The organism is Variovorax trehalosi, from assembly GCF_051216415.1.
Lineage (GTDB): Bacteria > Pseudomonadota > Gammaproteobacteria > Burkholderiales > Burkholderiaceae_C > Variovorax.
This window is the reverse complement of the sequence record NZ_JBPJZG010000011.1, coordinates 182319-199968: the sequence shown is the minus strand read 5'-3', so window position 1 is coordinate 199968 and position 17650 is coordinate 182319. Positions and strand designations below refer to the sequence as shown.

Sequence of the window (17650 nt, the reverse complement as noted above, 5' to 3'; positions counted from 1 at the left end):
CCGACTGAAACTTCCCGTGTTCATTCATCTGATCGTCATCGGTTGGCTCTACGTCGTCGTGATGATGTCGGTGGCCGAAGCCACCAACACCACGGGCACCGTGCTGGGCGCCATCTTCACATTTCTTTTGTACGGATTGGCGCCGGTGGCACTGGTGGTTTACCTGATGGGAACGCCGGGGCGGCGCCGCGCGATCAAGCAGCGCGAGGCCGATGCCCAGGAGGCGGCACGCCGCGCCGCCGCGGAGGCGGCGACAGCAACGAAGGAAGACTCAGGCCTTCCAGACCAGCGCGGCGAAGCGCCCGCTGACGCCGTCCCGCCGGTGCGAAAAGAAACGTGACGGATTGCTGACGGTGCACCATGCATCGCCGCCGTCATTGCCATACACCGCATCGACACCGGCCGCGCGCAGCCGCTGACGCGCGAGCGCGGGCAGGTCCGCCAGCCATTTGCCGGGCGCGCCTGCCGGCTTGAAACAGTTTGCAGCCTCCGGCGCATGCGCCTCGAACGCAGCCTTGACTTCTGCTCCGACCTCGAAGGCCTTCGGGCCGATGCACGGGCCGAGCCATGCGATGACCCTGCTGTCACCGCGCGCCGGTCCCGCCTGCGGCTCGGGCGCGAAGCAACGGGCCGTTTCCTCGAGCACACCACCCGCAAGGCCGCGCCAGCCCGCATGCGCGGCTGCCACCCTTTCGCCCGATTCGTCGGTAAAGAGCACGGGCAAACAGTCCGCCACCATGATCGTGCAGGCCAGCCCGACCGCCGTGGCCGTGCAGGCATCGGCCACCGTCGCATCGCGCACGAGGTCCGCTTCGGCATCGAGCGTCACGACGCCCGTGCCGTGCACCTGCTGCAGAAAAACAGGCTGCGCGGCAATGGCCTGTCCGAGCCGGTGGCGGTTCTCGGCCACATCGGCGATCAGATCGCCCACGTAATCGCCGAGGTTCAGGCTCTCGTAGCGGCCGTGAGAAACGCCGCCCTCGCGCGTGGTGCACACGGCCCGCACGTTCGACGGTGCGGGCCAGTCCGGCACGAGCCAGCGCGGATCGATGACGGCGGCGTTCAATCAGGCTTCCGCGTCGGGGGCTTGCGAAGGCTGCGCGCGCTGGAAGGCCTCCAGCTGCATGCAGGCGTCGAAAGCGGCCATGCTGCGCGGCAGGCCGCTGAAATCGCAATCGAAGCGGCGGCCGTTGAAGATCTGCGGTACGAGGCAGCAATCGGCCAGCGTCGGCGTGTTGCCATAGCAGAAGGTGCTGCCGGGATACAGCGCGAGCTGGCGCTCGAAGGCCTCCATGCCGTCGCGCACCCAGTGGCGGTACCAGGCGTTCTTGGCCGCGTCGTCGAGCTTGAGGTCCTTCACGAGGTACTTGAGCACGCGCAGGTTGTTCAGCGGATGGATCTCGCAGGCAATGGACTGCGCCAGCGCACGCACATGGGCGCGGCCCACCGGATCGCTCGGCAGCAGCGGCGGCTCGGGGTGCGTCTCGTCGAGGTATTCGATGATGGCCATCGACTGCGAGAAGCGCTCGCCTTCGTCTTCGAGCAGCGGCACGAGCTTGTCGGCCGAAATCGTGGCGTAGGGGCCTGTGCGGTGGTCGCCGCGCGCGATGTGCACGGGAACGTACTCGTAGTCCAGGCCCTTCAGGCTGAGGGCGATGCGCACGCGGAACGAGGAGGAGGAGCGGAAATAGTTATGCAGCTTCATGATTTTCCAAGGATAGCGCTGGCTAGGAGCGCGGAGTGGCCGGCAACACGCATCGGAAGTCGCGCAGCCCGGCCTTCGGAGTGTTTTGACGCCATTCGTCGAGGATGCGACGGGCATCCGTCTCCTCGCGCGCGGCGATGCCGACGTGCCAGGGCCCGAAGGCCTCGGGCGGCTCGCCGGGCGCATGGTTGTGCTCGCCGTCGGGCCGGCCTTCGGAGCAAGCCTTGCAGAGCACCTGGATGCTGGTGGTCCAGTTCTCGGCGGCACCGCCGGCGGCTTCGAAGCGCTGGATGAGCGCGCCGATGTCTTCTTCCGTCGCGTCGTCGATCGAGACCTCGTAGGTCGAATAGTCCGAAGGCGCAATCAGTTCCAGCGCATCGAACACCGGCACCTCCCGCTCGCCGCGCTTGCGATAGCCGTTGGCCGCGCCGTCGTGCAACACCAGGTCGCCGAAGCGATGGCCGCAGGCGGCCGACGGCACGTTGCGCAGGATGGCGCGCGCCGGGTCGATGCGGTCCGACCAGACGACCTCGCTGGCCTCGTCGCCATGCACGCGGATCGGCGTGAGCCCGATGAAGAAATCGACCGGCCCGTCCCCCTCCGGAACCTGGATGCCGTACTGCTGCCAGGCCCGCCGCGCCGTCGTCCAGTCGCCCAGCGCGGTGGCGGCGATGCCCAGGTTCCACAGCGCGCCCTCGTTGCCCGGCTCGCACTGCACGGCCCGCGCATTGGCCTGCAGCGATGCGGCCCATTCGCCGCGGTACTTGTGGATGAGGCCGGTGTTGTACCAGGGCACCGCCCAGCCGGGATGGATGGCGCTCGCCTGGGCGTAGGCCTCGAGGGCGCCGTCCTGGTCGCCTTCTTCGTCGCGCTGGCGGCCGAGTTCGTTGAAGGCGGTGGCTTTGCCGGCTTTGCCGATTCGGATGGGCATGGTGTGGCGGGGAAAATCGAAGAAAGAGCGTGAGGGACACGCAGGGCGCCTATTGTGAAGCGCCCGAAAATCCCCGGTCCCCCGCTGCGGCAACGCCGCCCCGCCTCTGGCACACTGCCGGTCTCCCTCCCGTTTCGCTGAAAAAGGACACCTCGCAATGGCTTCCGAGTTTGTTTTCGCCCCGCCCGCCACCGTTTCGGTTCCGGTGGCCGGACAGCCGGCCCGCTTTCCGGTGCACCGCATCTACTGCGTGGGCCGCAACTACGAAGATCACGCCAAGGAAATGGGCTTCACCGGCCGCGAACCGCCCTTCTTCTTCATGAAGCCCGCCGACGCGCTGGTGGTGGTCGACGAAGGCCAGACCGGCATCATGGCCTACCCCTCGCTCACCAAGAACCTGCACCACGAGATCGAACTCGTCGTCGCCATCGGCACCGGCGGCAAGAACATCTTGGCGGCTGACGCGCACAAGCACATCTACGGCTACGCCGTCGGCCTGGACATGACGCGCCGCGACCTGCAGGGCGAAATGAAGAAGCAGGGCCGCCCCTGGGACATCGGCAAGGGCTTCGAGCAGAGCGCGCCCATCGGCCCGATCGTGCCGGTGGCCGCGGCCGGCGACGCCGAGAACGCCGAGATCTCGCTGCAGGTGAACGGAACCGACCGCCAGCGCAGCACCGTGAGCAAGCTGATCTGGAACGTGGCCGAGACCATCGAGCACCTGTCGGCCGCCTGGGAGCTGCAACCCGGCGACCTGATCTACAGCGGTACGCCCGAAGGCGTGGCAGCGGTGGTCTCCGGCGACACGCTCGTGGGCAAGGTCGCGGGCCTGCCGACGCTCACCGTCAAGATCGCCTGAAGACGGCAGCACCGCCCATGCTCCTGCGCGTCCCCATCAAGCACTGCAAGAACTGCGGCACCGCGGTGGTCTACCGCATCCCGGACGACGGCGACACCAAGCCGCGCGCCGTCTGCCCGGCCTGCCACACGATCCACTACGAGAACCCGCTGAACGTGGTGGGCACCATCCCGGTCCTGGGCGACAAGGTGCTGCTGTGCAAGCGCAACATCGAACCGCGCTGGGGCAAATGGACGCTGCCCGCGGGCTTCATGGAACTAGAGGAAACCACCGCGCAGGGCGCGGCCCGCGAGACCGACGAGGAGGCCGGCGCGAACTTCGAGATGCAAGGCCTTTTTGCGGTAATCAGCGTGGTGCGCGTGGGCCAGGTCCACCTGTTCTATCGGGCCCGGCTGCTGGACGACAAGTTCGACCCCGGCCACGAGACCATCGAGGCCAAGCTCTTCACCGAGGAAGAGATCCCCTGGGACGAGATCGCCTTTCGCACCGTGCGCGAGGCGCTGGAGCATTTCTTCGAAGACCGCCGCCGCGGCAGCTTCGACCGCGTGCACGAACTCAGCATCGTTTGACACCACAACTCATGAACAAGACACTCCGCGCCGCCCTCCTCTGTGGCGCCAGCCTCGGCTTTGCACTGGCGGCCTCGGCGGCCAGGGCGGAAACGGTGGGCGAAGTCGACACCGCCTTCAAGCTCATCGGCCCCGACCACAAGATCGTGATCGAGGCCTACGACGACCCCAAGGTCAATGGCGTGACCTGCTATGTCTCGCGTTCCAAGACAGGCGGCATTGCCGGCGCCTTCGGCGTGGCCGAGGACAAGGCCGAGGCCTCCATCGCCTGCCGCCAGGTCGGCCCGGTGAACGTCACGCAGCCGCTGCCCAAGCGCGAGGAGGTGTACAGCGAGCGGCTCTCGGTGCTCTTCAAGCGCCTGCGCGTGGTGCGCATGGTCGATGCCAAGCGCAACACGCTGGTCTACCTCACCTACTCCGACTTGCTGATCGACGGCTCGCCCAAGAACAGCGTGACCGCGGTGCCCATCGATCGCGGCACGCCGATCCCGCTGAAATAGCGATAGCCCTTCGCGCATTCCGCTCTTCCGGAAGGTGCGTACGAGTTTGCTAGCATCGTCCGCGTGGCGCGCCCGGCGTGCCAGTCCGCAGGAACCCTCCGCAACGAACCCGTTCCAACAGCGCCATGCACATCCAGACTTTTCTTTTCCGCACCGGTGTCGCAACACTGATGGCCGCAGCCCTCGCCGCCTGCGACACCACGCCCCTGACGCCGGCACGGCCCGGCCAGACCGTCACGCCGCCCCCAGCGAAACAGGCGCTCTTCATCCGTCCCGCGAGCGGCACCACCATCGCCCGCTTCGACGGCGTGCGCAACAAGGGGTTGGACATCGCGGGCAACCTCGGCGACCCGATCGTTGCGTCGGCCGATGGCCGCGTGGTGTACGTGGGCAGCGAACTGCGCTCCTACGGCAACATGGTCATCGTCAAGCACAACGAGACCTTCCTCACCGCCTACGCGCACGCCCAGACCATCCTCGTGAAGGAAAACGCGGTCGTGCGCCAGGGCGAGAAGATCGCCGAGATGGGCCGCAGCGACACCGACCGCGTGAAGCTGCATTTCGAGATCCGCAAGAACGGCACCGCCGTCGATCCCGAGCCCTACCTCAACGGACGCCTGCAGCAGTAACCCTTCGGCGTTCATCATTTCTTCAGGTTGTCCGTCCGGCACGAGACTAAGCTCCTTGCCACCGGGACAGGGCGCGTCTTGCCGTCCTTCCCATCGAAACGGAGAACGAACTTGCGCCTGAACCCGATTCTTTTCTGTGGTGGTCTTTTCGCGTTGACGAGCCTCGCGGGTTGCGAAACCACCCGCCACAGCCGCGATCGCGACTACGACTACTACGGGCGGCCGCCGCCGCAGCAGCCCTACTACTACGAGCCCGAAGAGTCGCGCGAAGGTCCGCGGTTGAGCGACATGCAGAAGCGCGCCCTGGACAACTGCATCGTGCTGCCCACCCGCCAGGACCGTGCACGCTGCCGCGCGACGGTCATGTCCACCGTCCGCTAGGCGCGCCCCCGCCTCGGTGCGGGCACCGGTCACCGGGCAATGAACGCCGCGCCATCGCTCGAGCTTGGCTTTGCAAGGATGAAGTTCGACGGATGCTGGCCGAGCTTCTTGCGGAACATGGTGGAGAAAGCACCGGGGCTGTCGTAGCCCAGTTCAAGCGCCACGGCGGTCACCGAACGACCTGTCGCCAACTGTGCCATGGCCGAGAGGAGACACGCCTGCCGTCGCCATTCGAGGAATGACATGCCGGTCTGCGCGCGAAAGAAGCGGCTGAAGGTGCGTTCGCTCTGGTGCAGCTGTCGCGCCCAGGCGATCGGAGAGGTGCGCACGTCGGGCCGATGGAGAAATGCGATGCACAGCGCTGCCAGCCGATCGTCGCCCGGCAGCGGCGCAAAGAACGGCAGTGCAGCCGCACGTCCCACCTCCTGCAGCGTCAAATCCATCAGCAGGCCATCGCGGCCGCGTCGGTCGTAGAGCGCCGGCAACTCCGTGGCCTCGATCAGGAGGTGGCGCAGCAATGGCGAAACGGCCAGGACCTCGCACAGCGCACCGCGGCGCGGCACCGCTGCCGGCTCGATGTAGAGGCTTCGGGTACTGACGCTCACCATCCGCACCCGGTGCGGCTTGCCTGCCGGAATCCAGACACCGCTGTGAGGGGGCACGACCCAGGCACCGTCGTCGGTCCCCACCTCCATCAGCCCCGTCGCGCCGTAGAGAAACTGGGCGCGGCGGTGGCTGTGCGTCTCCAGCAGCGTGCCCGGCGCGTAGTCGGTGCCGATGGCCAGAACTTCACGCGGCGTGTGATCGAGGCTCTCGAGCGATTGGTTGCGCACGGCTTTGAATGATTGGCGAAAACGCAAACATTGTTGACCGAACATCGCAAGCGCGCCAGGTGGCCTCACCCTAACCTGAGGGCTCTCGTACCCATGGAGGCCTCGTGTCGTTGTATCTCTTGTTGGCAGTTTGCGGATGCCTGACGGGCATCACCACCGTCCTGTTCGGCTTCGGCGGCGGATTTGTCGTGGTGCCCTTGCTCTATCGACTTCTGTCCCAGCTGAACACCGCCGACAGTGCCATCGGACAGTCTGCGATGCAGATCGCGGTCGCCACCTCCACCTGCGTCATGATCTTCGGCGCCCTGCTGGCTACCCTGCGTCACCAGCGCGCAGGGACGCTGGACTGGTCGCAGCTCAGACCCCTGATGGGATTCATCGGTGCGGGTGCGGTGGCCGGGGCCTTGGCAGCAGCGACCGTCCATGGGGAGGAACTGCGCTGGGCGTTCGCGGCCTACCTCGCGCTGACCATCCTGGACTGCTGGCTGCGGCCCGGATTTCTGTCGCAGCCTGCAAAAGGTCGTGCAGCTCCCTCGTCGATCGCCACGGCGCTGTCGGGCCTGGTCATCGGCTGGGTCGCCGCGTTCCTCGGCGTCGGCGGCAGTGTGATGACGGTTCCCCTCATGCGCCGTCGCGGCATCGCGATGGGCCGTGCGACCGCCATGGCCAACCCGCTGTCGCTGCCCGTCGCGCTGGCGGGCACGGCCACTTATGCCGCCTTGTCCGCTGGACCGACACCTTCATTCGGGGCGTGGTATCTCGGAAACGTCGATCTGCGCGCTGCGGCCGTCCTGGTGATCGGCACCTGGGTCGGCATTCGAGCGGCTTCACCTTGGATCGGACGGATCCCGGATCGGGTTCACGCAAGGATCTACGTTGGATTGCTCGTGATCGTTCTCATGGCCATCGCGGCGCACTGAGCGACGGCGGGCAATGCGAAGTGGGGATGCCTGACGCACGTCGCTCGCGCTTCGAAGCCCAGGCCGCACTGACGGGAGGGGTAGGCCGTCCGCTGGGCCTGCTGGCGCGGCCGACAATCGGGGCCATCGCATGGTCATACCTGCAGCAGCAATGGGTGGCCAGCGAATGGCGCTAGAGCAGGCTCTCCGGCACCAGCGGCGCCAGCAGCTCCAGTTTCCAGCGCGCCCAGAAATGCGTCTCGGGCTCCGTGTGCAGGATGGTGTCGGCCGCATCGCCCGACGCCGGGCTCACCCATTCGATGCCGCCCCTGGGCCCGAGCTGCAACTGGTAGGCGCCGTCCAGGCGGATGAAGCCGATCAGGCTGGTGAGCTGCTGCGCGATCTGCGGGCTGAAGATGAAGATGCCGATCTCGGTGTTGTGCAGCTCCGAGCGCGGATCGAAATTCATCGAGCCGATGAACACCGTCTTGCGATCGATGACCGCCGACTTGCCGTGCAGCCGCCCGCTCGCCGAGCCGTACATGCCGAAGCGTTTGGTCTCCTCCACCCGCTTGGGGCTGAGTTCATACAGTTCCACGCCCAGCCGCAGCATCTCGGCGCGGTAGCGCCGGTAGCCGATGTGCACCAGCGATTCGTCGGTGGCCGCCAGCGAGTTGGTCACGATGCTGTAGCTCACGCCGTTGCCGCGGATGATGCGGATCGATTCCATGCCGCCGCGCCCGGGAATCAGGTAGGGCGTGGTCTGCATGATCTCGCTCTGCGCGCCGCGCAGATACCGCCGCACGTTGAAGAGCACGCTCTCGCTCGCCTCGTCGGCCGGCAGGCCCCGCGCCTCGGGCGTTGGCGCGAGGGCCTTGGCCGGCGGGTCGGCATAGGCCTCGGCGCGCGCCCAGACCAGCTTCAGCGTGCCCGCATCCAGGTCCTTGGCGAGCGGGTTGTTGCCCAGCAGGTCGGTGGAGTCGGGCTCTTCGGGGTGCAGCGTCTCCGGTCCGCTGGTGAGCCGGTCGAAAAGCGCGCGCAGTTCCTTCGGCGATTCGCTGCCCTTGGCCACCAGCGATTCGATGGGGTACACGTAGGGGCTGTTCCAGTACATGTCGAACAGCGACGACAGCCGGGGCACCACGGCGCCGGCCACGAGCGTGTCGATGTCTATGAAGTTCGAGCCCCCGTCGCGCAGGAAATACTCGTTGGCGATGTTGCGCCCGCCCATGACCGCCATCGTGTCGTCCACCACGTACAGCTTGTTGTGCATGCGGCGGTGCACGCGGTCGAAGTCGAACAGCGACGCGGCCCAGCGCGTGCCGAAGCGGTCGCGCCCGGCTGGGAACGGATTGAAGAGGCGCACCTCGACGTTCGGATGCGAGGCGAAGCTGGTGAAGAGCGGGTCGGCGCCAGCGGTATAGAGGTCGTCCACCAGCAGGCGTACGCGCACGCCGCGGTCCGCCGCGTCGCGCAAGGCGCGCAGCAGGTAACGGCCGGTCTCGTCGTTCTGCACGAGGTAGTACTGCACGTCGATGGAGCGCTGCGCGCGGCGCGCGAGTTCGATGCGCGCATGCAGCGAAAACTGCGGCATCGGCAGCAGGCGGAATCCGCTCAGCGGTTCGCCGGGCGGCGCGGCCGCTTTCACGAGGCGGCCGAGCAGGGTGTCCGCGCCGTCGGCGATGACCGACGAGGGCTTGCGCTGTACGTCGGTGGGGAGGCCCGCGCAACCGGCCATGCAGAGTGCGGCGACGCCGGCCATCAGCCACGCCAGCCACCGGGCGCACGGTTTTTCTTCAGCCCGATCAGGGATGTGGGACATGGAAGCCAGAGAGGTGGGGCAGACGCACGAGGCGGAATGGAGGACATCCGCGGCTCGCGGTTTCTACCATGAGCGCACGCCGTCGCGCGGGGAGCCCTTTACGGCACCGTTCGGCGTGCAGCGCTCATGCGTCGCCGGGAATGGTGGCGCCCGAGAGGTCGGTCCCCTGGCTGCGCTGCGGCATCCATTGCCGCACGAAGTGATCCGCCCGCAACGTCGCACGCTGCACGGCCGACTCCCACGACAGCTGCCGGGTGATCACCAGCGCGCAGCGCGCAATGCCCTGGTGGCTCAGTTCCGCGAGTCCGGCATAGGTGCCATGCGGCGTGCGGGCGAGTTCCATCCAGCATGCCCAGCCTTCAGGCACGTGAATATCGAGGCGTACGGTGTCCATGTTGGGGTTCGACCTTAGGCGCTTGTCCCGTGGTTTCAATAAGTGAAACCCTTGGTACTCATTCACCTCTTCATGGGATGTCGCCATGTAAAGGCTCATGCAGGGGCGAAGGCCTCGTCGACTGATTGCCGCGCCCGAGCGTTGAGGAGGCATTCGCGCAAACACCGACGGCTTCGACCTGACGTGCACGCGGGGCGACCGGCTACATTCAGTTCACGGCAGACCTCTCACACTGCACAGACAGATACACGGCAATCACAGAACAGGCCACTCATCATGAAAAAACTCGCTCTCATGGCCTTCCTCGGCCTCATGACCTCCATCCCCGCGATGGCCCAAGGCGACTACGTCTATGAAAACGACCGCCGCTATTGCGCCAGCGGCCGCTCGGGCATGGACTTCAATTCCTGCATGTGGCGCCTGCGGAACGACCGCGAGCGGGATGACCGCCGCGACTACGAGCGGCGCGAGTACGAACAGCGCCGAGAATACGAGCGCCGCCAGCGCTGGCAGGAGCCCGCACCGGTCTACGTGCCCGAGTACCAGCATCAGCCCCAGTACCAACAGGAACGCCCCAAGCTCAGCGACATGCAGGAGCGCGCGCTGAACAACTGCAACCTGCTCGCCCCGCGCGACCAGCCGCGCTGCCGTGCGACGGTGATGTCGACGGTCCGCTAGTCGCCTTGGTGAAAGACGGATCCGTCCTGCGACGAAAGAACCATGGCGTCTGGCGCCCACTGCACGGCGTATTGATCGGCAAACTCTTCGGCACTGCGGGAATTCGCCTTGCTCCAACGCCTCGTGTACAAGTCCACGTGGTGGCCTACCTCATGGCAGAAAAGATGCTCGATGTAAAAACGCTTGAGATCAGCGTCCGAGAAGCCGACATACCACCGGCCGCGATCGCAAAGCAACTCCGCCCCAAAGCGGAGATACGAAGCAACGGATTGCGGACGCGGCTTGGTGCGACCGACGTATAGCCGTCCGTCGGCCCGCCAAGGGTAGAGAACGATGACGCGCACACCACTGCCGCATGTGAACTCCGCCAGCGCGGCAGCCGAACCGGCAAGCCGCGCCGGTCTGCGTCGCAGCCAGATGTGCGTGACGCCGTCTGCGTGACTTGTGGGCAAGGCCCGAAGAGCCGTCGCGCACTCCTCGACAGACACGGGAAAGACAAACTCGCGGGATGGGTTGTCTTGAATCAGGATGGGCAGTACCTGATCCGGCCCAGGCCGTTGAAGCGAGTGGGCCCGCGCGAAGATGTTGTCCGTCATCCGGCGGCGCGTTCGCCCCCCATGGAGGTCGCCATACGTGCGGCTCTTCTTCCAGGGTGTTGCGGATCGATGCTTCATGGTGGCGATGCCTGATGTTGAAAGGGGCAGTGACTGGCCATCCGCCCCGATTGAAATGTTCGTCGCTTCGAACCGGAGCCTACCGCAGCCGAACGCGCCCAAGGAGCGAGTGACTACCGTTTCGAGGCCGGCTCCCACTTCAAACACTCATGCACGACGACACAATGCTCCCATGACGCTCGATCTGTTCGACGATCCACCCCGCGAAGCGCGCGAGCCTCTCGGACCTGGCGCCTTCGTCCTCCCCGGTTTCGCCCTGCCCCTTGCCGACGAATTGCTCTCGGCGGTCAGAGCGATTGCGCAAGACGCGCCGTTCCGCCATCTCGTCACCCCCGGCGGCTTCACCATGTCCGTCGCGCTCACCAACTGCGGCGCGCTCGGCTGGACCAGCGACCGCCGCGGCTATCGCTACAGCCCCACCGACCCCGCCACCGGCAAGCCCTGGCCCGCCATGCCCGAATCGTTCATGCGCCTCGCCCGTGAGGCCGCATCGGCCGCCGGCTTCGACGGCTTCGCGCCCGATGCCTGCCTCGTCAACCGCTACGAACCCGGCGCGCGGCTCTCGCTGCACCAGGACAAGGACGAGCACGACTACGGCGCGCCCATCGTCTCGGTCTCGCTCGGCATGCCGGCCGTTTTTCTGTTCGGCGGACACGAGCGCGGCGACAAGGCGGCGCGCATTGCGCTGAAGCATGGCGATGTCGTGGTCTGGGGCGGTGAAGACCGGCTGCGCTACCACGGCGTACTGCCCCTGAAAGACCAGCCGCATCCGGCACTGGGCAGCCTGCGCATCAACCTCACGTTCCGCAAGGCGGGCTGACCAGGCATGCAGAAGACGACCGAGACGAACGACCCCGCCAACGCGATCCGCGCGCTCTATGCCGCGCTGTGGCATTTCGCGGCCGGCGCACGCGGGCAATTGCTCAGTGCCACCGCCTTGCTGGCGTCCTCGCAGCTGATCCGCCTGACCTTGCCCTACCTCGCCGGCCAGGCCATCAATGCGCTGCAGCGCAGCGACTTCGGCGGCGCGGGCCGCTGGATCGGCACGCTGGCCGCGGTGTATGTCGGCGCCTGGGCGCTGCACGGGCCGGGCCGCATCCTCGAGCGCAACGTCGGCCTGAAGGTGCGCGAGCGGCTGGCCGACGAACTCTATGCGCGCATCGCCGCCGCGCCGCTGGCCTGGCACGACGGCCATCACTCAGGCGAGCTGCAGCACCGCGTGCACCAGGCCAGCCGAGCGCTCGCGGACTTCGCGCAGAACCAGTTCATCTGGCTCACCAACGCGGTCAACTTCGTCGGGCCGCTGGTGGCGCTGGCGCTGCTGTCGCGCACCAGCGGGGTAACCGCGCTTGCGGGCTATGTGCTGATCGGCCTCGTGATCGTTCGCATCGACCGCGCGCTGATGAAGCTCGCGCGCGCCGAGAACGATGCCGACCGGCGCTACGTGTCGGCGCTGCTCGACTTCCTGGGCAATGCATCGACGGTGATCGGCCTGCGGCTGCAGGGTGCGTCGCGGCTGCTGCTGCGCCGTCGCATGGTGGCGATTTCGCTGCCGCTCAAGCGCACCGTGGTGCTGAACGAAGGCAAGTGGTTCGCGGTCGACCTGATGGGGCTGGCCCTGACCTGGGGGCTGGTGGTCATCTACGTGTGGCAGGCGCGCACGCCGGGGCAAGCGGTGATGCTGGGCGCGGTGTTCATGATCTACCAGTACGCGCAGCAGGCGGCCGGCGTGGTGACTTCGGTGGCCGCCAACTTCAGCTTCTTCGCGCGCATGCACACCGACTACACGAGCGCCGAGCCGATCTGGCAGGCGCCCTCGGGCGATGTGCTCGCCACCGCGCCGGAGCAGGTGCCCGAGCGCGAGCGCATCGATGCCGGCGCGACATGGGCGCAGCTCGGCGTCGATGCGCTGCAGTGGAAGTACGCGCCACGCGGCGAGTCGATCGCCGAGGCCGCCGATGCGGCCGATCCGCCGCGCAGCGGGCTGCACGACGTTGCGCTGACCCTGCGCCGCGGGCAGCGCGTGGCCCTCGTCGGCCCGAGCGGCAGCGGCAAGAGCACGCTGCTGCGGGTGCTCGCGGGACTCTACGCGCCGCACGCCGGCACGCTCACGCTCGACGGCCAGCCAGTCGACTGGCCACAGCTTCGCCGCCTTGCCACGCTGATCCCGCAAGAGACCGAACTCTTCGAAGCCAGCGTGCGCGAGAACCTCGCCTTCGGCCAGCCCGCGGACGATGCGCACCTGCTCGCCGCGCTGCACACCAGCACCTTCGACGAAGTGCTGAAGGCCAACCACGGCGACCTCGACACGGCCGTGTCGGAGCGCGGCTTCAACCTCTCGGGCGGACAGCGCCAGCGCTTGTGCCTCGCGCGCGGCGTGCTTGCGGCGGAGGGCAGTTCGCTGCTGCTGCTCGACGAGCCGACCAGCGCGCTCGACGCCAGCACGGAAGCCCGCGTGCTCGAGCGCATCGCCAATGCCTTCCCCAACGCCTGCGTGATCGCGTCGATCCACCGCCTGAGCCTTCTCGACCGCTTCGACACCGTGCTGCTGATGGAAGCCGGCCGCGTGCTCGACCATGGACCGCGCGACGAAGTGCTGGCGCGTCAGCCGCTGCTGCAGCGCATGACGGCGCCCACCTGAAGGCTCAGGGCAGGTTCTCGCGAAAGATCACCTGGCTGCGCGTGGTCTCCACGCCGCTCAGCGCCTCGCGCTTGTCGCGCAGGTTGGTGAAGATGCGCACGCAGCTCATCAGCGTGGTGTGCGGGCTCTGCGTGATGACCGCGTCCATGCTGCCGTCGATCAGCAGCGCGCGCGTGTCGGGCGTGAGGCCGTGGCCGATGAAAACCACCTTCTGCTCGCGCCCCGCTTCCTTCAGTGCACGCGCCACGCCGTCCGATGCGCCGCCGATGTTGTAGATGCCTCCCATGTCAGGGTACTGCTCCAGCAGAGCACGCGTCTGGCGGTAGTTCTTGCCCGCGTCGTCCTGGCCTTCGCGCAGGCCCACGACTTCGAGCTTCGGGAACATCTCGTCGATGACGTGCAGGAAGCCGGCCTCGCGCTCCTCGTGCGCCTTGTAGCTCAGGCTGCCCGCGATGAGCGCGACCTTCGCGGCGCGCGCGCCGATGAAGCGGCCGATGAGGTAGCCGGCCGTACGGCCTGCGGCCCGGTTGTCGAGTCCCACGAACGCCGCGCGCTCGGAGTTCGACAGATCAGAGATCAGCGTGACCACCGGCAGCCCGCGCGCCGCCAGCGCAGCCACCGCCTCGCGCACGGCCGGATGCTCCAGCGCCATCATCGCGATGCCATCGCAGCGCTGGCCATGCTTGCGCAACGCGTCCGCCAGTTCATGCGGATTGAAGCTCTCGATGAACACCGTGCGGCACTGCACGTTGAACGGCGCCCAGTGCTCCTGCGAGTAACCCACCATGTCGCCCAGCATGCGGATGAAGCGGTTGGTGCCGGCGGGCAGCAGGAACACGAGCCGCAGCGGCGGCGGCGTCAATGCCGCATAGAGCTCGGGCCCCGGCAGGTAGTCGAGTTCGCCCGCGGCCTTGAGCACGCGCTGCACCGTGGCGTCGCGCACGCCCGGCCGCCGGTTGAGCACGCGGTCGACGGTGGCAGTCGACACCTGCGCCGCACGCGCGATGTCCACCACGCGCGCGCGCCGTGCATCGGAAGGAGGTGAAGGGTTATCCCGCATACATCAAAAACCATCAGGATCAAGTTTGACCCGGATGATGCATGCTTTTATCTTCGCTGTGGCCCGAATCCACTGATGCATCAGATTGCATCAACCGCATTCCGAAGATCCTGGAGACAAAAGACATGACATCGCTGACCCGCCGCAGTGCCTTGCGCACGCTTTCCGCCCTCCCCGCCGCCGGCATCGTCTCGGCCGTGCCGCGCATCGCGCGCGCCGCGGAGTTCTCGTACAAGTACGGCAACAACCTGCCGCTGAGCCATCCGCTGAACGTGCGCGCGCAGGAAGCCGCGGACCGCATCGCCAAGGAAACCAAGGGTCGGGTCGAAATCAAGATCTTCCCGAACAACCAGCTCGGCGGCGACACCGACATGCTCGCGCAGGTGCGCTCGGGCGGCATCGAGTTCTTCACACCCTCGGCGCTCGTCATCGCCACGCTCGTGCCGGTGGCGGCCATCAACGCGGTGGGTTTCGCGTTCAACGACTACGGCCAGGTGTGGGCTGCGATGGACGGCAAGGTCGGCGCCCACGTGCGCGGCGCCATCGCCAAGTCGCGCCTCTACGCCTTCGAGAAGATGTGGGACAACGGCTTTCGCCAGACCACCAGCAGCAAGGCCGCCGTCGCGAATGCGAAGGACATGGACGGCCTGAAGATCCGCGTGCCGGTGAGCCCGCTGTCGATCTCGATGTTCAAGGGCCTGGGCGCCGCGCCCGCGAGCCTGCAGTTCAGCGAGGTCTACTCCGCGCTGCAAACGAAGATCGTCGATGCGCAGGAGAACCCGCTGCCCATCATCCAGGTCGCCAAGCTTTTCGAGGTGCAGAAGTTCTGCTCGCTCACCAACCACATCTGGGATGGCTACTGGTTCATCGCCAACGGCCGCGCGTGGGATGCCTTGCCCGACGACCTGAAGACCATCGTCGCGCGCGCCATCAACGACGCCGGCATGCAGCAGCGCGAAGACATCAAGAAGCTCAACGAATCGGTCGTCGGCGACCTGCAGGCCAAGGGCCTCACCATCAACCGCCCGACCGCCGACAGCTTCCGCGCGAAGCTGCGCGAATCGGGCTTCTACGGCGAATGGAAGGGCCGCTTCGGCCCCGAGGCCTGGGCGCTGCTCGAAGGCACCGTCGGCAAGCTGGCCTGAGCGTCCATGGTGCATGAATCCACTTTCGAGGCGGCCCCGCTCGTGGGCGCCGGCCCTTCGGCCAACGCGCTGAGCGGCATCGCCGGGCGCGCCGACCGCGTGATCGGCGGCGCCGTCGAGGCCGCGGCCGCGCTGCTGGTGCTGGCCGAGATCTGCGTGCTGTTCGCGGGCGTGGTGTCGCGCTATGTGTTCCATGCACCGCTGGTGTGGTCGGACGAGCTCGCGTCGATCCTCTTCCTCTGGCTCTCGATGCTGGGCGCCGTGGTGGCGCTGCGGCGCGGCGAGCACATGCGCATGACGGCGCTGCTGCAGAAGGTGACGCCTTCGACGCGCGCGATGCTCGATGCCTTCGCCATCGCCGCATCGGTCGCCTTCCTGGTGCTGATCATCTGGCCCTCGATCGACTACGCGCATGAAGAGTCGTTCATCGTGACGCCTGCGCTGGAGATCAGCAACGCCTGGCGCGCTGCCGCCATTCCGGCGGGCATCGGCATCATGCTGGTGATGGCGCTGCTGCGGCTGGTGCGCGTGTGCACGGGCAGGCAGATTGCAGTCGCGGTGCTCGGCATGGCCGCGCTGGTGGGGGCCTTCTGGCTCGCAGCGCCGCTGTTCGCGACGCTCGGCAAGTTCAACCTCGTGATCTTCTTCGTGATCGTGGTGGCCGCCACCGTCCTCTCGGGCGTGCCCATCGCGTTCTCGTTCGCGCTGGCCACCTTCGGCTACCTCGCGCTCACCACGCGCACGCCGCTGCTGGTGATGGTGGGGCGGCTGGACGAAGGCATGTCGCACCTGATCCTGCTCGCGGTGCCGCTCTTCATCTTCCTCGGCGCGCTGATCGAGATGACGGGCATGGCGCGCGCCATGATCCAGTTCCTCGCGAGCCTGCTGGGCCACGTGCGCGGCGGCCTCTCGTATGTGCTGATCGGCGCGATGTACCTGGTGTCGGGCATCTCGGGCTCCAAGATCGCCGACATGGCGGCCATTGCGCCGGTGCTGTTCCCCGAGATGGTCAAGCGTGGCGCCAAGCCCGGCGACCTGGTGGCACTGCTCTCGGCCACGGGCGCGCAGACCGAGACCATTCCGCCGTCGATCGTGCTCATCACCATCGGCTCGGTCACCGGCATCTCGATTGCCGCGCTGTTCACGGGCGGGCTGCTGCCGGCCGTGGTGCTGGGCGCGGCGCTGTGCGTGGTGGTGTGGTGGCGCTATCGCCGCGAAGACCTGAGCGGCGTGCAGCGCTACAGCAAGCGCGAGATCGGCAAGCTGCTGATGGTCGCGCTGCCCGCGGTGCTGCTGCCCTTCGTGATCCGCGCCGCCGTGGTCGAGGGCGTGGCCACGGCCACCGAAGTCTCGACCATCGGCATCGTGTATTCGGCGCTGGTCGGGCTCTTCGTGTACCGGCAGTTCGACTGGAAGCGCCTGAAGCCGATGCTGATCGACACCGCCTCGCTCTCGGGCGCGATCATCTTCATCGTGGGCTGCGCCACCGCCATGGCGTGGGGCCTCACGCAGTCGGGCTTCTCGCAGGACCTGGCCCGCATCATGGGCGCGCTGCCGGGCGGCGCCTATGGCTTCCTGGCCGTGTCGATCGTCGCGTTCATCGTGCTGGGCAGCGTGCTCGAGGGCATTCCGGCCATCGTGCTGTTCGGCCCGCTCCTCTTTCCCATCGCCAAGGCCGTGGGCGTGCACGAGGTGCACTACGCGATGGTGGTGATCTTCTCGATGGGCATTGGCCTCTTCGCACCGCCCTTCGGCGTCGGCTACTACGGCGCCTGCGCCGTGAGCAAGGTCAACCCCGACGAAGGCATCCGCCACATCTGGGGCTACATCGCCGCGATGCTGGTGGGCCTGGTGATCGTGGCCGCCTTCCCGTGGTTCTCGACCGGCTTCCTCAAGTTCTGATCACAACAACACACTCACATCACCGGAG

21 protein-coding genes are annotated in these 17650 nt (G+C 67.2%); 13 read left to right on the top strand and 8 right to left on the bottom strand.

Annotation, left to right across the window (positions count from 1 at the left end; all coding sequences use genetic code 11):
- The first annotated feature begins 16 nt into the window (after window positions 1–16).
- Entirely contained in the window at window positions 17–340 is a 324-nt protein-coding gene (locus tag ACSFA7_RS31250; RefSeq protein ID WP_435502939.1) for a hypothetical protein, read from the top strand.
- Here ACSFA7_RS31250 and pgeF read toward each other — a convergent pair.
- Genes pgeF through ACSFA7_RS31235 form a run of 3 tightly spaced genes read right to left on the bottom strand, consistent with a single transcriptional unit; the run spans window position 272 to window position 2636 of the window.
- Window positions 272–1066, bottom strand: coding sequence for a peptidoglycan editing factor PgeF (pgeF, locus tag ACSFA7_RS31245; RefSeq protein WP_435502938.1), 795 nt, complete (start codon window positions 1064–1066; stop codon window positions 272–274). The two genes, ACSFA7_RS31250 and pgeF, sit on opposite strands and share 69 nt — an antisense overlap.
- A complete protein-coding gene (gene maiA, locus ACSFA7_RS31240) occupies window positions 1067–1705 on the bottom strand; it encodes a maleylacetoacetate isomerase (RefSeq protein WP_435502937.1) in 639 nt (212 codons plus the stop codon).
- Between the two features lie 22 nt (window positions 1706–1727).
- Window positions 1728–2636, bottom strand: a complete 909-nt coding sequence (locus ACSFA7_RS31235; protein WP_435502936.1) for a tetratricopeptide repeat protein — start codon at window positions 2634–2636, stop codon at window positions 1728–1730.
- Window positions 2637–2793: 157 nt separating this feature from the next.
- Here ACSFA7_RS31235 and ACSFA7_RS31230 point away from each other — a divergent pair, with 157 nt between their 5' ends.
- From ACSFA7_RS31230 to ACSFA7_RS31210, 5 genes are all read left to right on the top strand, one after another.
- Window positions 2794–3495 (top strand): fumarylacetoacetate hydrolase family protein, encoded by a 702-nt coding sequence (locus ACSFA7_RS31230; RefSeq protein ID WP_435502935.1) that lies wholly within the window; start codon window positions 2794–2796, stop codon window positions 3493–3495.
- Window positions 3496–3512: 17 nt separating this feature from the next.
- Complete coding sequence (locus ACSFA7_RS31225; protein ID WP_206174097.1) at window positions 3513–4064, top strand: NUDIX hydrolase; 552 nt, start codon at window positions 3513–3515, stop codon at window positions 4062–4064.
- Between the two features lie 11 nt (window positions 4065–4075).
- Window positions 4076–4564, top strand: coding sequence for a CreA family protein (locus ACSFA7_RS31220; protein ID WP_435502934.1), 489 nt, complete (start codon window positions 4076–4078; stop codon window positions 4562–4564).
- 125 nt (window positions 4565–4689) lie between these two features.
- Window positions 4690–5193 carry a murein hydrolase activator EnvC family protein gene (locus ACSFA7_RS31215; protein ID WP_206174098.1) on the top strand — a complete coding sequence of 168 codons (504 nt, stop codon included), beginning with the start codon at window positions 4690–4692 and terminating at the stop codon, window positions 5191–5193.
- A gap of 111 nt (window positions 5194–5304) precedes the next feature.
- Window positions 5305–5574 carry a hypothetical protein gene (locus ACSFA7_RS31210; RefSeq protein ID WP_435502933.1) on the top strand — a complete coding sequence of 90 codons (270 nt, stop codon included), beginning with the start codon at window positions 5305–5307 and terminating at the stop codon, window positions 5572–5574.
- A 29-nt stretch (window positions 5575–5603) separates the two neighbouring features.
- Here the strand turns inward: ACSFA7_RS31210 and ACSFA7_RS31205 are convergent, their stop codons facing one another.
- Window positions 5604–6407, bottom strand: a complete 804-nt coding sequence (locus ACSFA7_RS31205) for an AraC family transcriptional regulator (protein WP_435502932.1) — start codon at window positions 6405–6407, stop codon at window positions 5604–5606.
- A 104-nt stretch (window positions 6408–6511) separates the two neighbouring features.
- Between ACSFA7_RS31205 and ACSFA7_RS31200 the strand changes: the two genes are divergently transcribed.
- Entirely contained in the window at window positions 6512–7327 is an 816-nt protein-coding gene (locus tag ACSFA7_RS31200) for a sulfite exporter TauE/SafE family protein (RefSeq protein WP_435502931.1), read from the top strand.
- 26 nt (window positions 7328–7353) lie between these two features.
- On the top strand, window positions 7354–7503 hold the full coding sequence (locus ACSFA7_RS31195; RefSeq protein ID WP_435502930.1) for a hypothetical protein: 150 nt from the start codon (window positions 7354–7356) through the stop codon (window positions 7501–7503).
- Here the strand turns inward: ACSFA7_RS31195 and ACSFA7_RS31190 are convergent.
- Window positions 7500–9128 (bottom strand): phospholipase D family protein, encoded by a 1629-nt coding sequence (locus tag ACSFA7_RS31190; protein ID WP_435502929.1) that lies wholly within the window; start codon window positions 9126–9128, stop codon window positions 7500–7502. The genes ACSFA7_RS31195 and ACSFA7_RS31190 overlap by 4 nt on opposite strands.
- A gap of 124 nt (window positions 9129–9252) precedes the next feature.
- Window positions 9253–9522, bottom strand: a complete 270-nt coding sequence (locus tag ACSFA7_RS31185) for a hypothetical protein (protein WP_435502928.1) — start codon at window positions 9520–9522, stop codon at window positions 9253–9255.
- Window positions 9523–9798: 276 nt separating this feature from the next.
- On the opposite strand from ACSFA7_RS31185, the gene ACSFA7_RS31180 reads away from it, so the two are divergent.
- On the top strand, window positions 9799–10200 hold the full coding sequence (locus ACSFA7_RS31180; protein WP_435502927.1) for a hypothetical protein: 402 nt from the start codon (window positions 9799–9801) through the stop codon (window positions 10198–10200).
- Here ACSFA7_RS31180 and ACSFA7_RS31175 read toward each other — a convergent pair.
- Entirely contained in the window at window positions 10197–10874 is a 678-nt protein-coding gene (locus ACSFA7_RS31175; protein ID WP_435502926.1) for a M48 family metalloprotease, read from the bottom strand. The two genes, ACSFA7_RS31180 and ACSFA7_RS31175, sit on opposite strands and share 4 nt — an antisense overlap.
- A 172-nt stretch (window positions 10875–11046) precedes the next feature.
- On the opposite strand from ACSFA7_RS31175, the gene alkB reads away from it, so the two are divergent.
- Both alkB and ACSFA7_RS31165 read left to right on the top strand, forming a co-directional pair.
- Window positions 11047–11694, top strand: a complete 648-nt coding sequence (gene alkB, locus ACSFA7_RS31170; RefSeq protein WP_435502925.1) for a DNA oxidative demethylase AlkB — start codon at window positions 11047–11049, stop codon at window positions 11692–11694.
- Between the two features lie 6 nt (window positions 11695–11700).
- Window positions 11701–13515: an ABC transporter ATP-binding protein gene (locus ACSFA7_RS31165; RefSeq protein ID WP_435502924.1), complete on the top strand. Its 1815-nt coding sequence runs from the start codon at window positions 11701–11703 to the stop codon at window positions 13513–13515.
- A 4-nt stretch (window positions 13516–13519) separates the two neighbouring features.
- Here ACSFA7_RS31165 and ACSFA7_RS31160 read toward each other — a convergent pair whose 3' ends face one another.
- A complete protein-coding gene (locus ACSFA7_RS31160; RefSeq protein WP_435502923.1) occupies window positions 13520–14575 on the bottom strand; it encodes a LacI family DNA-binding transcriptional regulator in 1056 nt (351 codons plus the stop codon).
- 125 nt (window positions 14576–14700) lie between these two features.
- Here ACSFA7_RS31160 and ACSFA7_RS31155 point away from each other — a divergent pair, with 125 nt between their 5' ends.
- Both ACSFA7_RS31155 and ACSFA7_RS31150 read left to right on the top strand, forming a co-directional pair.
- A complete protein-coding gene (locus ACSFA7_RS31155) occupies window positions 14701–15720 on the top strand; it encodes a TRAP transporter substrate-binding protein (RefSeq protein ID WP_435502922.1) in 1020 nt (339 codons plus the stop codon).
- A 6-nt stretch (window positions 15721–15726) separates the two neighbouring features.
- Window positions 15727–17622 carry a TRAP transporter large permease gene (locus ACSFA7_RS31150; RefSeq protein WP_435502921.1) on the top strand — a complete coding sequence of 632 codons (1896 nt, stop codon included), beginning with the start codon at window positions 15727–15729 and terminating at the stop codon, window positions 17620–17622.
- Window positions 17623–17650 lie beyond the last annotated feature (28 nt).

Bases quoted from the DNA above. Each gene is read 5' to 3' on its own strand.
- ACSFA7_RS31150 (WP_435502921.1), top strand. From the start codon at position 15,727: ATGGTGCATGAATCCACTTTCGAGGCGGCCCCGCTCGTGGGCGCCGGC.
- alkB (WP_435502925.1), top strand. From the start codon at position 11,047: ATGACGCTCGATCTGTTCGACGATCCACCCCGCGAAGCGCGCGAGCCT.
- ACSFA7_RS31235 (WP_435502936.1), bottom strand. From the start codon at position 2,636: ATGCCCATCCGAATCGGCAAAGCCGGCAAAGCCACCGCCTTCAACGAA.
- ACSFA7_RS31155 (WP_435502922.1), top strand. From the start codon at position 14,701: ATGACATCGCTGACCCGCCGCAGTGCCTTGCGCACGCTTTCCGCCCTC.
- ACSFA7_RS31180 (WP_435502927.1), top strand. From the start codon at position 9,799: ATGAAAAAACTCGCTCTCATGGCCTTCCTCGGCCTCATGACCTCCATC.
- ACSFA7_RS31190 (WP_435502929.1), bottom strand. From the start codon at position 9,128: ATGTCCCACATCCCTGATCGGGCTGAAGAAAAACCGTGCGCCCGGTGG.
- ACSFA7_RS31160 (WP_435502923.1), bottom strand. From the start codon at position 14,575: ATGCGGGATAACCCTTCACCTCCTTCCGATGCACGGCGCGCGCGCGTG.
- ACSFA7_RS31215 (WP_206174098.1), top strand. From the start codon at position 4,690: ATGCACATCCAGACTTTTCTTTTCCGCACCGGTGTCGCAACACTGATG.
- maiA (WP_435502937.1), bottom strand. From the start codon at position 1,705: ATGAAGCTGCATAACTATTTCCGCTCCTCCTCCTCGTTCCGCGTGCGC.
- ACSFA7_RS31220 (WP_435502934.1), top strand. From the start codon at position 4,076: ATGAACAAGACACTCCGCGCCGCCCTCCTCTGTGGCGCCAGCCTCGGC.
- ACSFA7_RS31195 (WP_435502930.1), top strand. From the start codon at position 7,354: ATGCCTGACGCACGTCGCTCGCGCTTCGAAGCCCAGGCCGCACTGACG.
- ACSFA7_RS31225 (WP_206174097.1), top strand. From the start codon at position 3,513: ATGCTCCTGCGCGTCCCCATCAAGCACTGCAAGAACTGCGGCACCGCG.
- ACSFA7_RS31175 (WP_435502926.1), bottom strand. From the start codon at position 10,874: ATGAAGCATCGATCCGCAACACCCTGGAAGAAGAGCCGCACGTATGGC.
- ACSFA7_RS31230 (WP_435502935.1), top strand. From the start codon at position 2,794: ATGGCTTCCGAGTTTGTTTTCGCCCCGCCCGCCACCGTTTCGGTTCCG.
- ACSFA7_RS31185 (WP_435502928.1), bottom strand. From the start codon at position 9,522: ATGGACACCGTACGCCTCGATATTCACGTGCCTGAAGGCTGGGCATGC.
- ACSFA7_RS31165 (WP_435502924.1), top strand. From the start codon at position 11,701: ATGCAGAAGACGACCGAGACGAACGACCCCGCCAACGCGATCCGCGCG.